This window comes from Sphingomonas sp. Leaf208 (assembly GCF_001421415.1).
Lineage (GTDB): Bacteria > Pseudomonadota > Alphaproteobacteria > Sphingomonadales > Sphingomonadaceae > Sphingomonas.
In genome coordinates this window covers 535312-549863 of record NZ_LMKH01000001.1, presented here as the reverse complement: position 1 = coordinate 549863, position 14552 = coordinate 535312, and the positions used below count along the sequence as shown (strand labels likewise).

Annotated in this window: 11 protein-coding genes; 6 read left to right on the top strand and 5 right to left on the bottom strand. The window is 66.3% G+C overall.

The genetic code is table 11. The features are described 5' to 3' along the window. Positions 1-8 precede the first annotated feature (8 nt). Positions 9-1646 (top strand): ribonuclease J, encoded by a 1638-nt coding sequence (locus ASE69_RS02220; RefSeq protein WP_056482240.1) that lies wholly within the window; start codon positions 9-11, stop codon positions 1644-1646. 4 nt (positions 1647-1650) lie between these two features. After that, entirely contained in the window at positions 1651-1932 is a 282-nt protein-coding gene (locus ASE69_RS02215) for a DUF1467 family protein (RefSeq protein ID WP_056048558.1), read from the top strand. A gap of 151 nt (positions 1933-2083) precedes the next feature. On the opposite strand, the gene ASE69_RS02210 is transcribed toward ASE69_RS02215, so the two are convergent. Both ASE69_RS02210 and ASE69_RS02205 read right to left on the bottom strand, forming a co-directional pair. Further along, positions 2084-2863 carry an SDR family oxidoreductase gene (locus ASE69_RS02210; RefSeq protein ID WP_056482237.1) on the bottom strand — a complete coding sequence of 260 codons (780 nt, stop codon included), beginning with the start codon at positions 2861-2863 and terminating at the stop codon, positions 2084-2086. A gap of 101 nt (positions 2864-2964) precedes the next feature. Continuing rightward, positions 2965-5250, bottom strand: coding sequence for a hypothetical protein (locus ASE69_RS02205; RefSeq protein WP_235517923.1), 2286 nt, complete (start codon positions 5248-5250; stop codon positions 2965-2967). Between the two features lie 280 nt (positions 5251-5530). Here ASE69_RS02205 and ASE69_RS02200 point away from each other — a divergent pair, with 280 nt between their 5' ends. Genes ASE69_RS02200 through ASE69_RS02190 form a run of 3 tightly spaced genes read left to right on the top strand, consistent with a single transcriptional unit; the run spans position 5531 to position 9224 of the window. Continuing rightward, entirely contained in the window at positions 5531-6712 is a 1182-nt protein-coding gene (locus ASE69_RS02200) for a hypothetical protein (protein WP_056482232.1), read from the top strand. A gap of 35 nt (positions 6713-6747) precedes the next feature. Continuing rightward, the gene (locus ASE69_RS02195; RefSeq protein WP_056482229.1) at positions 6748-7845 is read left to right on the top strand and encodes a DUF2336 domain-containing protein; all 1098 of its coding nucleotides are present in this window, start codon (positions 6748-6750) and stop codon (positions 7843-7845) included. After that, complete coding sequence (locus ASE69_RS02190) at positions 7842-9224, top strand: sensor histidine kinase (RefSeq protein WP_056482226.1); 1383 nt, start codon at positions 7842-7844, stop codon at positions 9222-9224. The genes ASE69_RS02195 and ASE69_RS02190 overlap by 4 nt, the downstream gene beginning before the upstream one ends. Here ASE69_RS02190 and ASE69_RS02185 read toward each other — a convergent pair. From ASE69_RS02185 to gltX, 3 genes are read right to left on the bottom strand one after another with little or no spacing between them, the layout of a single operon-like run. Next, complete coding sequence (locus ASE69_RS02185) at positions 9198-9401, bottom strand: hypothetical protein (protein WP_056482223.1); 204 nt, start codon at positions 9399-9401, stop codon at positions 9198-9200. The two genes, ASE69_RS02190 and ASE69_RS02185, sit on opposite strands and share 27 nt — an antisense overlap. After that, on the bottom strand, positions 9401-10684 hold the full coding sequence (locus ASE69_RS02180) for a citrate synthase (RefSeq protein WP_056048581.1): 1284 nt from the start codon (positions 10682-10684) through the stop codon (positions 9401-9403). Before ASE69_RS02180 ends, ASE69_RS02185 begins: the two co-directional genes overlap by 1 nt. A 25-nt stretch (positions 10685-10709) precedes the next feature. Next, positions 10710-12107 (bottom strand): glutamate--tRNA ligase, encoded by a 1398-nt coding sequence (gene gltX / locus ASE69_RS02175; RefSeq protein WP_235517914.1) that lies wholly within the window; start codon positions 12105-12107, stop codon positions 10710-10712. A gap of 123 nt (positions 12108-12230) precedes the next feature. On the opposite strand from gltX, the gene ASE69_RS02170 reads away from it, so the two are divergent. Next, entirely contained in the window at positions 12231-14420 is a 2190-nt protein-coding gene (locus ASE69_RS02170; protein WP_056482218.1) for a ComEC/Rec2 family competence protein, read from the top strand. Positions 14421-14552 lie beyond the last annotated feature (132 nt).

The window sequence follows — 14552 nt, the reverse complement described above, 5'->3', positions numbered from 1 at the left end:
AGTAATCAATGACTCCGAAGAACGAACTCCTTTTCTGTGGCCTTGGCGGCTCCGGCGAAATCGGCATGAACGTCAACCTGTACGGCTGCCAGGGCAAGTGGGTGATGGTCGATCTCGGCATCACCTTCGCCGATCCGCAATATCCCGGCGTCGACGTGATCCTGCCTGACCTGTCCTTCATCGAGGACCGGATCGACGACCTGCTCGGCATCGTCATCACGCACGGCCATGAAGATCACATCGGCTCGCTGCCGTACCTCGCCGAAGACCTCGGTGTGCCGATCTATGCGACGCCATTCACGATGGGCCTGATCCGCGGCAAGCTCGAGGAAGAGGGCATCGCCAACCGCGTCAAGCTCAAGATGATCCCGATGGGTGGCAATTTCCAGCTCGGGCCGTTCGGCTTCACCTTCGTCGAGATGTCGCATTCGATCCCCGAGGCGAACGCGCTGCTGATCGACACGCCTTATGGTCGCGTGTTTCACACCGGCGACTGGAAGCTCGACAAGAATCCGGTGATCGGCAACCCGACCACGCCCGAGGGCTTCATGGCGATCGGCGACAAGGGTGTCGACGTGCTGGTCTGCGATTCGACCAATATCTTCAACACCGCCGCGTCGGGCAGCGAGAGCACGGTCCGCGAGGGACTGTTCGAGGAGGTCAGCAAGGCCAAGGGCCGCGTGATGATCACCAGCTTCGCGTCAAACGCCGCGCGGTTGCACACGTTCGGCGAAGTCGCGAAGGAAACCGGCCGCAAGCTGTGCGTGACCGGACGTTCGCTCGACCGGATCATCAAGGTCGCGCGTGCGACGGGCTATCTGAAGGATTTCCCCGACACGATCAGCCCCGACGAGGCTATGCGCCTGCCCAAGAACAAGGTGCTGATCATCGCCACCGGTGGCCAGGGTGAAGAGCGCGCGGCGCTGGCGCGTGTCGCCAATGGCCAGCACACGATCACGCTTGAGGCCGACGACACGGTGATCTTTTCGTCGAAGCAGATCCCGGGCAACGAGGTCCAGATCGGTCGTATCCAGAACACGCTGGCGGCCAAGGGCATCCGCATGATCACCGAGCGTCAGGCGCACGTCCATGTCTCGGGTCATCCGGGTCAGCCCGAACTCGCGCAGATGTACTACTGGCTGCGGCCGGAGGTGCTTGTGCCGACGCATGGCGAGATGCGCCATATGATGGAGCATGCGCGCTTTGGGCTCGAGCAGGGCATTCCGCGCGCGATCGTGCAGAGCAACGGCGACATCATCCGTCTGGCGCCCAAGGGCCCGGCGAAGATCGGCAACGCGACGGTCGGGCGTCTGGTGCTGGACGGCGACGTGATCCTGCCGGCGGACGGCGCGACGCTGAGCGAGCGGCGCAAGCTGGCGATCAACGGCCAGATTTCGGTCGGCGTCGCGCTTGGCAAGGACGGCCGGATGGTCGGCCAGCCGCAGGTTCGCGTGCAGGGCGTGCCGGTCGAGGAAGACCGTGCGGCGTTCATCGCCGATGCGGTCCAGGCGGCAGCGGACACGGTGCGCGGCGGCAAGCGCGAGAGCGAGAAGATGCGCGAGCAGATCCGTCTCGCGGTGCGCAAGGTCGCCAAGCGCTGGACCGGCAAGCAGCCGATCGTCGACGTCCTGCTGATCGAGGCCTGATCGGGTGCGCTGGACCTCGGCACTCGCGATCTACGTCCTGTTCTGGTCGTTCTCGGTGTTCCTGGTCCTGCCGTTCGGGGTGAAGACGACGCGCGAGGTCGGGGGCGAACACGTCCCCGGCCAAGCCGAAAGCGCGCCGCACGAGTTTCGCTCGGGGCGGACGGCGTGGCGGGTGACCGTGGTGGCGACGGTGCTGTTCGTGCTGTTCCAGCTGAATTATTCTTACGGTTGGATCACGCCGCAGACGGTCGACCTGTTCGATCGCGGCAACATGGTTACGCGCTGAGGGGCGACCCCACGATCCTCCCCCGCAAGGGGGAGGTGGCTGGCTCTTGCCAGACGGAGGGGGAGGAAGTGGTAACCTCTGTTCCGTGTCCTCCCCCTCCGTCACCTTCGGTGCCACCTCCCCCTAGCGGGGGAGGATTTCACAGTCGTCGTTACCCCGGCGATGCGGCCGAACCTGCCAGCAAGCCGCCATCGATATTGATCTCGGTACCCGTAATATAAGTCGCCTCGTCCGACGCGAGCATCACCGCCACTGCGGCCACCTCGTCCGGCATCCCGAACCGCTTCAACGGCGTATCCGCCACCAGCGCTGCCATCCGCGCCTCCCGGTCCGCACCATCCCCGAGCATCGGCTCCCAGATCGGCGTCAGGATCGCCGCGGGATGCACCGAGTTGCAGCGGATCTTCCACCCCTGCTGCGCGCAATACAGCGCGACCGTCTTGCTGTGATTGCGGATCGCCGCCTTCGAGGACGCATAGGCCGCGGCGAGGGGGACGCCGACCAACCCGGAGCGCGACGAGATGTTGATGATCGAGCCGCTTCCCGCCGCCTTCATCGCGCCGATCGCATAGCGGCAGCCGAGGAACGTGCCGTCGAGGTTGATCGCATGGACCGCGCGCCAGTCCGCCAAACTCGCATGTTCCGGATCGTGCGCGACCATGCCGTGCTCGAAACCCGTCACGCCCGCATTGTTGACGACCACGTCGGCGACCGGGACGATTTCCGCCAGTCGTCGCCAATCGGCTTCGTCTCGAACGTCCAGCCTCTCGAACCGGCATCCGATTGACGCGGCAGTCTCGGCGCCTGTGGTTTCGTCGATATCGGTGAGGACGACGATCGCGCCCTCGTCATGGAAGCGCTCGGCGATAGCGCGGCCGATGCCGCGCGCGGCGCCGGTGACGACGCAGATCATGTTAGTCAGTCTTGGCATCTGGGCCTCGAAATATGAGTCCGGTCGGCGGATCGCTCCGCTGGCGAAAGCCGCGTCAGCGGTGGCGCTGGATCATTTCGAAAACTCCTATGCGGTCCGGTTCAGCGCAGGCGTTCGATCGCCTGCGCCAGTGCCACGTACAGCTTGCCCATGTCGGACGACAGCAGCGTCACCCCGAGCGGCGAGCCGTCGCGTTGCGTCAGGATCGTGCGGAGCATCGCTTCGAAGTCGTGGATGTAGCGGTTCACCAGCTCGCGAAACGTCCCGTCCTCGTCGTAGAGCCCAGCGATCTCGCGGACTTCGCTGGCGTCGAGGATGCGGACGGCGCGACGCGTGAAGACGCCGCGGTCGCCCTTGAGATACGCTCCCCATGCACTGTCGGAGATTTCGGGAGCGATCGCCTTGGTGATGTCGATCGAGGCCGAGTTGAGCGATTCGATCAGCAGAGAGACCCGGCGCGCGAAGGTGTCCTGGTCGGCGTCCTCGCGCTCGGTGCGGGCTTCCTGGAGCCGCGTTTCGACGATCGCGGTCTGGTCGACGATCGCCTGGACTTCGCGCGCGAGGCGTTCGGTCGCGCCGGTAGCGGCGTCGACTGCGGCACCGGTCGCGTCGGTAAGCGCTTTGACCTGACGTTCCACGGTGTCGTTGGTCGCGCGGCGCATCGCGTCGGCGCTGGCAGCTTCGAGTGCAGCTGCGGCTTCGGGTATGACCTTCGACAGCGTCTCGCGCGCCTTGTCGGCGGCGACCGCGGCGGTCTCGCGGACGCGGTGGAGCGCCTCGATCAGCTGCGGCGCGGCGTCTTCGGCGAAATGCTGCGTCCGGCCGATCGCCTCATCGACCATGTGACCGAGCGCATCGGCCTTCGCGCGGCCGGTGTTGAGCGTGTTGAGCAGGTCGGTCGAGAGCGTGTCGAGCACATGGCGCTGTTCGCCGATCACCCCGGCGATCGCCTCGATCGCGTCGTGCGTGCTCTCCGCGGCAGTGACGAGCGCGAGCAGTTCGGGGCGTGCCGAAACAACGATGCTCTTGCTGGCGAGCACTTGCGTATCGAGGCGGCCGAGTGCGGCTGGCATCGTCTCGTCGATCTCGCGCGCGGCAGAGTCGAGGGCGACGAGCAGTGTTTCGGTCGTCGCGATCGTCCGGTGCGCCATGTCGTCGCCAGCCCGAAGCGCTTCGGTCATGGCATCCGCGGAGCCGCCTAGCGCGCCGATCGATGCGGCGAGGTCCTGCGTGCGCTCGGTGCCGTGACGGTGGAGCAGTTCGATCCGGGCCTCGACTTCGCCGAGCCCGGTGTGAAGATCGTCGACGATACGGTCGCCGGCGCTGCGTTGCAGGTCGAGGCGGATCGCGACGCGTTCGATCGCGTCCTCCACGCTAGCGATCCGCTTGGCGAGCGCTTCGGCGCTGTCGCGGGCGGCACTGTCGAGGGCGGCCTGGTTCGCGCCTACCATCGCCAGCATCGCGTCACCTTGCGCGGCAATGCCGCGGCGTGACAGGTCTACCGCGTCGGCGGTGCGGTTGAGCAGCGCGTCGACAGCTGCGGACATGCCGTCGGTGACCGATTCGAGATGCGCGCCGGCGGTCTGGCTGGTCGCTTCCATGCGGACAATGTGCGCGGCGAGACGCTGTGCGGCGCCGCTGGCCATCGCGTCGGCATCGCGGCCGCGTTCGGCCAGCGCTACGATCTGCGCGTCGAGCGCTGCGGCGTGTTCGCTCGCAGACAGGCCGGTGCGTTCGAGGCGCTTGGCAACGTCGTCGATATCCGCCTGCGCGCGGGGGAGGGTGGCGATCAGGACGCCGAGGCTGGTCTGCGCGCCGGCAGTCGAGGTCGCGAGGTTGCGCGCGTGCGCTGCGGCCTGGTCAATCTCGGAGACCATGCCGCGGCCGATCGCCGCGAGTTGTTCGGTCGCGCCACCGCCCATCACCATCAACGCGTTCAATTGTTCGGCGAGGTGCTGGCGGTTGGCGTCGATCGTGTTCGACAGGGCGGCGACGGTCCGTTCGAGGCTGGCGGCCTCGTCGCGCATCGCCTGCGCAGTGATGCCGAACCGGTGCGCCTCGCTACGGCTGGTGCGCATCGCGAGCAGCCAGACGATGCCGATCAGCGCCGGGACGACGCAGAGCGCGGCGATGAACTGGACTAAGGCAATCGGCTCGATCGTCGCGAGCGAACCGCGTGCGAGCCACAGCATCGCCGCCAGCCAGACGACCACGACGGCAACCGCGATACCTATGTAAAGGCGTCCGCGATCGGGCGCAGGCTCTTGATAAACCTCGTCAAAGCCCGTTTCAGTGACGGTGTCAGACATGTTTTCTATCACCGGATCCATCACGATATCCGCGCGAATGGGATGGGCATTGCCTGCCGACGCGCGAAACCCGATCATTGACGAACCCCCGTTCATGAACTGCGGAGGTATCATGAATTGCGGCGGGACAAAACGGATGATGCGATCCTTGCGCGTTCATCCGTCCGGTAAGCAGGGCGGCACGGCGTACGATCCGGCGACCATAAGGTCAGGGACCCTTGATCGACGGAACGCGCGAGAATTCGAGCATCGATCGACGTGCGGTTTCGTGCCCTCAACGCCGAACCGAGCCTTGGCGCAGGGCGGTTCGGCCGAACGCGGGCTTTGCAGGACGGCGCGTACCGCCTAACAGCCTGCAATGCTTGCCGGCCTATTATTTGCAATTCATGACGCCGACGATCGCCCCGATCGTCTTGCTGCGACCTTGCCCTTCAGCGGCGTGACGTTGATCGAGTATCAGGCGCGGTTGCTGATCGCCGCCGGCGTTTCGCAGATCATCATCGTCGTCGCGCGCATGACCCCAGAATTGCTCGGGGCGATCAACCGCATCGGACGACGCGGCGTGAGCGTCGATACGGTACGATCCGCGATGGAAGCGGGCGAGAAACTTCACCCGCTGGCACCGGTGCTCATGCTCGGTGACGGGCTCGTCACCACCGATGCGATCGTCAAGGCGATGGCGGTCGAAGATGGCGACTGCCTGCTCGTCGTCCCCGAGAGCGACGCGGGGCCTGGGTTCGAGCGTGTCGGCGGGCAAATGGCATGGGCTGGCGTTGCCCGGCTGAGTTCGAGCCGGATCGCCGAAGTCGCGGGCCTGCCGCAGGACTACGATCTCCAGTCTTCGCTGTTGCGGTTTGCGGTACAATCGCGCGCGACACACGTGCTGTTGCCGACCGATGCGGTGCGCGGTGGGCACGGGATCGAGCGTCAGGCGCGGACGCTGGAAGAACGTGGGCGCGCCGTGCTGATGACGATCGTGTCGGGGCGGCGCGGCTGGTTCGACCGCTTCGTTCTCGCACCGATCGCGCGGCTCGCATTGCCACTGCTGGTCGATCGTGGTGCGGCGGGCACGACGGTCGGGGCGGCAGGCGCTGCGCTGGGCGTGGCCGGATTGGTGACGATCGGCTTCGGGCTGCCGTCGATCGGCCTGGTCCTGTCCCTTGTCGGATGCATAGCCTTGGCACTCGGCTCGGTGCTCAGTGGACTTCGCGACGATGCGCCGATGGCCCGTGGGCAGACCCTCGCGATCGGCGGCGTGGCTGCGGCATCGATCCTGGTCTTCGCGTTTTTCGTCAGCGGCTATGCGGGGAACAACACCGCATTGGTGATCGGTACCGCGCTCGTCGCGATCGGCGCGCTGGCCGAACGCGCCATCCTCGAACGCGAACGGCAGATGTGGTGGGGAAGTCCGGCGGCCTATCTGCTGATCGTCGCGCTGTTCGCCATTCTGGGGTTCCCGGTGTTCGGGCTCGGCCTGACCGCGGCGTATGCGACCGCGACGCTGGCCGTCGTCATCGAGCGACTTCGCCGTACGCCTTAGGCGGACCTTAACGTCCGGAGGCTAAGCACGTCATCATGTCGGTCGGTCCAGACCCAGTGCGTGACGTCGTGTCGCCCTATGATCCCGTTGCGCGAGCAGAGGATGCACGCCTGCGCGCCGACGCCCGGCTGACCGGAACGATCGCGGATTTCTTTCTCGACGCGGATGCACGGCTCGACGACCGGACGCGACTGATGCTCGCGCAGGTGCTCGGCGCGATCGTCGGGGCGATCGAGTGGGACATCCGCCGACATGCCGCACGACTGCTGGCGGGTGGCGGCGCGACGCAGGCCGGCGAGGCGATGTTGAAGGCCGGGGCGGGCGGCGTTCTCGATCGTCTCACGCGGGCGGGATTGCTTCGCGACGAAGAATTGATGGACGAACTGATCGCGCGCGTGCGGCATGACCTGATCGCGGCGTCGTTGCCGGTGGAGGTCGCCGAACCCGACGAAGCGAGCTTGCTGGTACGGCTGGCGAGCGTGCCGGATAGCGTGGTGGCGTCGGCGGCGTCTGCGTTGCTGGCTGCGGAAAGCCGGCGGCGGGTGGCGAACGAGCAGGGATCGGTCGGCGGCAGCGAGTTGCCGGCCGAGCTGCATCACCGGCTGGTCTGGTGGGTGGCGGCGGCTGTCCGCGATGGCTTGAAGTCCGTCACGCGCGAAAGCGACCGGGCGATCACCGATGCGGCACAGCGTAGTCTCGCCGCGCATGACGAGGGCGAGCGGCCCGATGCGGTGGCGACGCGGCTCGCCGGTGCGCTCGATGCGCGACCGAACGAATTGCCTGCGGTGCTGGTCGAGTCGATCGGCGACCGGCGGCTGTCGTTGTTCGTCGCAGTGCTGGCGCATGCGATCGGCATCGCGTTCGATCAGGCTCGGGCGATCACGCTCGATCCGGAGGGCGATCGGCTGTGGCTGGCGTTGCGCGCGATCGATCTCGATCGGCCGACGATCGCGCGGATCGGGCTCGCGCTGTCGGAGGCCGATCCGCGGCGGGATATCGAGGCGTTTGCGGATGCGCTCGATGCGATCGTGTCGGTCGGGGTCGAGGATGCGCGCGCGTCGCTCGCGCCACTCGCGTTGAACCGCGATTTTCGGATGGCGTTGCGCGCGCTGGCGCGTACGGATCGGCGATGAGCGTGTTCGACCCTTCGATCGAAAGCCCGATTGCGCACGCGATCGTCGCACCGGACGGCTCGCTGTCGTTTGCGGATCCGGCGTTGGTTGCACTCAACCAGCGGGCGGGCGGGATGCGCGGTGCGCCACTTGCCGTGCCGCAGCTCGCGACGATCGCCCGGCTCGCGCGTCGGCTGGGGATCGTCGTGTCGCGCGGCGTGGTCGTCGCGGACGACGAAACGGATGTGGATCTCTGGGTGCGGGCTCAACCGGATGGTGAGAACGTACGGCTGACGGTGAGCGGCTGGCGCGAGATCGCGGCGTGGCGGCCGGCGCGACCGTCGCCCGATACGCAGGACGATTTCCATGGCAGCGATACGGATTGGCGGTGGGAGACCGATTCCGCGCTGCGGCTGACGTTCGTTACGCTCGATGCAGGGCCGAAGCACGGGTTCGACGCCTTCGCGCTGCTCGGCCAACCGCTGACGGCGATGTTTTCGCTGGATACCGGTGCGGATGGGGCTTTGCCGATCCTCGATTCTCTCGCCCGGCGACGCCCGATGACGGTGCAGCCAGCGCGGCTGCGGAGTTCCGGACGCGCGGTGACGTTGACGGCCAATGTTCGACACGATGCGGCGGGCGACTTTGCCGGGTTCGTTGGCGCTGCGCGCATGGTGGTCGAAGACGCGCCGCCCCTTGCGGCTGCGACCGAGACACTGTCGCCGACCTTTACGAGCGGACTCGACAAGGCGTTGCGGGTTCCTCTCGCGCGTATCGTCGCGAACGCAGACAGCATCAATGCGCAGGCGGATGGCCCGGTGCAGGGCGATTACGCGGATTACGCCGCGGATATCGCCAGTGCCGGACGGCATCTGCTCGAACTGGTCGATGACCTCGTCGATCTCCAGGCGGTCGAGCGGCCTGATTTCGCGCTTGTCCCCGAGCCGATCGACCTTGCCGATGTGGCGCGACGGGCGGCTGGGCTGTTGTCGGTGCGCGCGGCGAACGCAGGCGTCACGATCACGCGCCCGGCGTTGGACGTGCGCGTTCCGGCGCTCGGCGATTTCCGTCGCGTGTTGCAGGTTCTGGTCAATCTGGTCGGTAACGCGGTGCGCTACTCGCCACGCGGGTCGCAGGTGATCGTCACCGTGACACGGACGCAGAGCCACGCGGTCGTCGTGGTCGCGGACAAGGGCAAGGGAGTCGCGCCCGAGGATCAGGTGCGGATTTTCGAGAAGTTCGAGCGGGTCGATCCGTCGGAGGCCGGCGGCAACGGGCTAGGCCTATACATCGCACGGCGTCTCGCGCGGGCGATGCAGGGGGATCTCACGGTCGAGAGCGCACCCGGCGAAGGCGCGCGGTTCGTCTTGACCTTACCGGCGGATCCGGCGCGCCACTAATATCAGCGCGAGGCCGAATGCGGCGAGGAATGCGCCGCGATCCGCCCATGGCCGCTGATCGAGCATGAAACTCGACTGCGGCCAATGGACGTATCCGAGCCCCTGGCCGATCCAGAGCAGACCCATCAGCGCGCTGAGCACGCCGACGACCATCAGGATCGGCCGGAGCGTCTTCATCAGCGTGACGCCATCGGGACGTAGTCACGTGCAGTCGGGCCGCTGTAGAGCTGGCGCGGACGGCCGATCTTCTGGTCGGGATCGGTGATCATCTCGTTCCACTGCGCAACCCAGCCGACAGTGCGGGCGAGCGCGAAGAGGACGGTGAACATCGACGTCGGGAAGCCGATCGCCGACAGGATCACGCCCGAGTAGAAATCGACGTTCGGGAAGAGCTTCTTCTCGATGAAGTACGGATCGCTGAGCGCGAGGCGCTCGAGCTCGATCGCGACGTCGAACACGGGGTCGGTGACACCCAGCTCGCCGAGCACTTCCTTGACGGTCGTCTGCATCACGGCGGCGCGGGGATCGTAGTTCTTGTAGACGCGGTGACCGAAGCCCATCAGGCGGAACGGATCGTTCTTGTCCTTGGCGCGGGCGATATACTCGGGGATCCGGTCGACGGTGCCGATCTCATGCAGCATGTTGAGCGCGGCTTCGTTCGCGCCGCCATGCGCGGGGCCCCACAGGCAGGCGATGCCGGCCGCGATGCACGCGAACGGGTTGGCGCCCGACGAACCGGCGAGACGGACGGTCGAGGTCGACGCGTTCTGCTCGTGATCGGCGTGGAGGATGAAGATGCGGTCCATCGCCTTTTCGACGATCGGGTTCACGACGTACTTCTCGGCAGGGACACCGAACGTCATCTTCAGGAAATTGCCAGTGTAGCTCAGCGTGTTGTCCGGATAGACGAACGGCTGACCGACGCTGTACTTGTACGCCATCGCGGCGATCGTCGGCATCTTGGCGATCAGGCGGTGCGACGCGATGACGCGCTGCGCCGGATCGTGGATGTCCGTCGAATCGTGATAGAACGCCGACAGTGCGCCGACGACGCCGCACAGGATCGCCATCGGATGCGCATCGCGGCGGAAGCCACGGAAGAACTGCGCAAGCTGCTCGTGCACCATCGTGTGGCGCGTGATCGTGTTCGAGAAATTCGCCAGCTCGTCTTCGCTCGGCAGTTCGCCGTTGAGCAGGAGGTACGCGACCTCCATGAAGTTCGACTGCTCGGCCAGCTCGCCGATTGTGTAGCCGCGGTGCAGCAGCGTGCCCGCGTCACCGTCGATATAGGTCAGCTTCGACTGGCACGACGCCGTCGAGGTGAAGCCCGGATCATAGGTGAAATTGTCCGTCTGCGCGTACAGCTTGCGGATATCGATGACATCGGGTCCGACCGTACCGGACATCACCGGATACTCGAAATCCTTGCCGTCGACCTTGAGGGTTGCGGTCTCGCTCATGCTTGTATCCTTCCTCGAAATCTTATCAGCTAGCCATCCGGTCGGCGATCCGTCCCAGGCTCTCGTCGCGCCCGAGCAGGTCGAGCACATCGAAGATCCCCGGCGACGTCTTGCGTCCCGTCAGCGCGGCGCGAAGCGGCTGTGCGACCTGGCCGAGCTTGACGCCCCGCGCTTCGGCCACGCGCCGTACCGCGCCTTCGAGCGCCTCCGTATCCCACTCGGCGAGCGCGTCAAGTTCGGCATGAACATTGACCAAAATCGAACTCGATTCACCCTGCAAAAGGCTCGCCGCGGCGTCATCCATCGCAAGCGGGCGTTGGCTGAACAGGAAATTCGACCCTTCGGCTAGCTCGTTCAGGTTTGCGGCACGTGGCTTTAGGACGGGCATCGCGCGAGTCAGAAGATCGAGTCCGCCGGTCGGCAGGTCGTGACCGAGCCGGTCGGCGGCGAGTTGCACGAGGCGCGCGTCGTCTGCTTCGCGAATGTAATGGCCGTTGAGGTTCTCGAGCTTCTTCAGGTCGAAGCGCGAGGGCGACTTGCCGACGCCCGATAGGTCGAACCATTCGACCGCCTGCTCGCGGCTGATGATCTCGTCGTCGCCATGGCCCCAGCCGAGGCGGAGCAAGTAATTGTCGAACGCCTCGGGCAGGATACCCATCTCGTCGCGGTAGGCCTCGATGCCCACCGCGCCGTGACGCTTCGACAGCTTGGCGCCGTCAGGACCGTGGATCAGCGGAATGTGCGCGTAGATCGGCTCGGGCCAGCCCATCGCCCGGTAGATCGGCAACTGGCGGAACGCATTGTTGAGATGATCGTCGCCGCGGATGACGTGCGTGACGCCCATGTCGTGATCGTCGACGACGACCGCGAGCATGTAGGTCGGCGTACCGTCCGAGCGGAGGAGCACGAGGTCGTCGATCTCTTCGTTCTTGACCGTGACGGCGCCCTGGACGCGGTCCTCGATCGTGACGGCACCTTCCTGCGGTGCGCGCAGGCGGACGGCATGGGGAAGGTTCGGCGCTTCGCTCTCGGGGCGATCGCGCCACGGGCTGCGGATGCGGAGCGGTTTCTTCGCGGCCTGCGCCTCAGCGCGCATCGCGGCAATCTCGTCGTTGGTCATGTAGCAGCGATACGCATGGCCGTTCGCGACCATTTCGTGCGCGACTTGCGCGTGGCGTTCGGCGCCGGCGAACTGCATGACGACATCGCCGTCCCAGTCGAGCCCGAGCCAGCGCATCCCGTCGATGATCGCGTCGATCGCCGGCTGGGTCGAGCGGACCCGGTCGGTATCCTCGATCCGCAGCAGAAATTTACCCCCGCTTGCTTTTGCGAACAGCCAGTTGAACAGCGCGGTGCGCGCGCCGCCAAGATGCAGGAACCCCGTCGGCGACGGAGCGAAACGGGTAACAACGGGTGCGGCCACATTGGCGGTGCCCGTATCAGATATTGCGCCCAACCGCGGGTGCTCCCAGACTGATGAAACGATGGAGAAACGATGGCCATGACAGCCGTCGCCGCCCCTAGCATGCGTCCTTGGCGGCGACAAATGGGCGTGCCGCGATGGGGGGCTGTCGTCGGGCTTGCCGTGGAACGCTGGCTCGAGGCGGAGCGCGACCAGCTCGTGTTGTGGCTGCCGGTGATGCTGGGCGGCGGGATCGCGCTGTGGTTCGCGTTGCCGGACCCGGCGGCTTGGGGCGTGGCGATATTGGTGTTGGTGGCGGGTGGGCTGGCGTGTCTGGCGGTGGGGCAGGGCGGGCGCGCGGCGCGGTCGCTGGCGATAGGGTTGCTGACGGCGGCGCTGGGGCTGGCGTTGATCTGGGCGCGATCGGAGTCGGTGGCGCGACCAGTGCTAGGTGGACCGACGATCGCGAGCTTCTCGGCCAAGGTCGAAGCGATCGAGCCACTGGTCGCGCGGAAGCTGGTCCGGCTGACGCTGCTGCCGATCGGGAAAGGCGCGGAGACCGACGGGCAACCGGTCGCCCTGCCATACCGCGTCCGCGTCAATCTGGCGGAGGCGGATGCGCCTAAGCTCTTGGGGCCTGGGGCGGTCGTGCATCTGCGAGCCCGGCTGATGCCGCCGCCACTGCCTGCGGTACCGGGAGCCTACGACTTCGCCCGCGTCGCTTGGTTCGGCGCGATAGGCGCGACGGGAAGAGGTTTCGCACCGGTAGTTGTGACGACGCCGAGCGAGTCGGGTGCTGGCATTCGCGTCGCGCTGTCGCACCACATCATATCGCGTTTGGAAGGCAGCGCGGGCGGGATCGCCGCCGCGCTTGCGACCGGCGACGTCGGTGCGATCAGCGAGGAGGATTCGGAAGCGATGCGCCGCGCCGGACTCGCGCATCTGCTGTCGGTGAGCGGATTGCACATCACCGCGGCGGTGGCGGCGACGATGTTGATCGTGCTGCGGCTGCTGGCGCTGAGCCCGTGGTTGGCGCTGCATGCGCGCTTGCCTTTGATCGCTGCGTTGGCGGGAGCGGCGGCAGCGATCGGCTATACGTTGTTAACCGGTAGCCAGGTCCCGACGATCCGGTCGTGCGTGGCGGCATTGCTTGTGCTGGCGGCGCTCGCAATGGGGCGTGAGGCGATGACCTTGCGCCTCGTCGCGGCGGGGGCGGCGTGCGTCATGCTCGTGCTGCCCGAATCGGCGGCGGGACCGAGCTTCCAGCTTTCGTTTGCGGCAATCACCGCAATCATGGCGCTGCACGAACATCCAGCGATTCGCGTATTCTTCGGGCCACACGAGGAGGGCCGACCGCGCCGTCTCGCTCGTGGGGTAGCATCGCTGTTGCTCACCGGCCTGCTCGTCGAGTTCGCGCTCATGCCGATCGCGGTCTATCATTTCCACAAGGCCGGGCTCTACGGCGCGTTCGCCAACATCGTCGCCATTCCCTTGACGACCTTCGTCGTTATGCCGCTGGAAGCTTTGGCGTTGCTGCTCGATGCGGCCGGGCTAGGGGCGCCGATATGGTGGCTGGTGCAGCGATCGCTAGATGCGCTGCTGTGGCTGGCACACGGCGTTGCCAGCGCACCAGGTTCGGTGCGGTCGTTGCCCGCGATGCCGACGGCGGCGTTCGCGCTGATGATCGTCGGGGGGATTTGGATTGCGCTCTGGCGGACGCGGTGGCGACGCCTCGGGCTGATGCCGCTAGCAGCCGGCGCGGTCTGGGCGCTGACCACGCCAGCGCCTGACGTTCTGGTGACGGGAGACGGGCGCCACGTTGCGGTACGAACCGCGGCGGGGCTGGCGATGTTGCGCGACCGGGCGGGGGACTATACGCGCGACATGCTTGCCGAGAACGGCGGGGCGGATGGCGAGCCGTTGCTGCTGGCGGACCAACCCGACGCGCGGTGCAGTCGTGATCTGTGTGTCACCGATATCGCCGCACGGGGGCGGATTTGGCGCATCCTTGCGACTCGCAGCGCGTATATGGTTCCGATTGCCGAGTTCATTGCCGCCTGTCACGGCGCCGATGTCGTCGTCAGCGAACGCGGTCTGCCGAAACGGTGTGTACCGCGGTGGCTGAAACTGGATCGTCGTGTACTCCGGCGGACGGGAGGCGTCGCGCTCACTTTGAGGAGCGCAACCGTCGTGACCATCCTGAACGCAGGCGATCGCCACCCCTGGCGTGATCCGCCTCTCCTCGAACGCAGCACGCACTCGTTTAGGCTGGGACATGCCCGGTTTCGCGATGCCGCGTCGGCATTTCGTGCCAGCCGAGGCCATCAAAAGTAGAAATGTTCACGCGAAGGCGCATAGGCGCAAAGGTGATGCGATTCGGGAGACCTTCATGACTTCATGAACGATAAGCCGACGTCGGTTTTTCCGTGGTCGGCGAAGGCAAATAGACGCCAATCTAAGCACCAC

Coding starts and splice junctions, on each gene's coding strand:
- ASE69_RS02170 (WP_056482218.1), top strand. CDS start 12,231: ATGGGCGTGCCGCGATGGGGGGCTGTCGTCGGGCTTGCCGTGGAACGC.
- ASE69_RS02195 (WP_056482229.1), top strand. CDS start 6,748: ATGTCGGTCGGTCCAGACCCAGTGCGTGACGTCGTGTCGCCCTATGAT.
- ASE69_RS02205 (WP_235517923.1), bottom strand. CDS start 5,250: ATGATCGGGTTTCGCGCGTCGGCAGGCAATGCCCATCCCATTCGCGCG.
- ASE69_RS02200 (WP_056482232.1), top strand. CDS start 5,531: ATGCTTGCCGGCCTATTATTTGCAATTCATGACGCCGACGATCGCCCC.
- ASE69_RS02210 (WP_056482237.1), bottom strand. CDS start 2,863: ATGCCAAGACTGACTAACATGATCTGCGTCGTCACCGGCGCCGCGCGC.
- ASE69_RS02220 (WP_056482240.1), top strand. CDS start 9: ATGACTCCGAAGAACGAACTCCTTTTCTGTGGCCTTGGCGGCTCCGGC.
- ASE69_RS02185 (WP_056482223.1), bottom strand. CDS start 9,401: ATGAAGACGCTCCGGCCGATCCTGATGGTCGTCGGCGTGCTCAGCGCG.
- ASE69_RS02180 (WP_056048581.1), bottom strand. CDS start 10,684: ATGAGCGAGACCGCAACCCTCAAGGTCGACGGCAAGGATTTCGAGTAT.
- ASE69_RS02190 (WP_056482226.1), top strand. CDS start 7,842: ATGAGCGTGTTCGACCCTTCGATCGAAAGCCCGATTGCGCACGCGATC.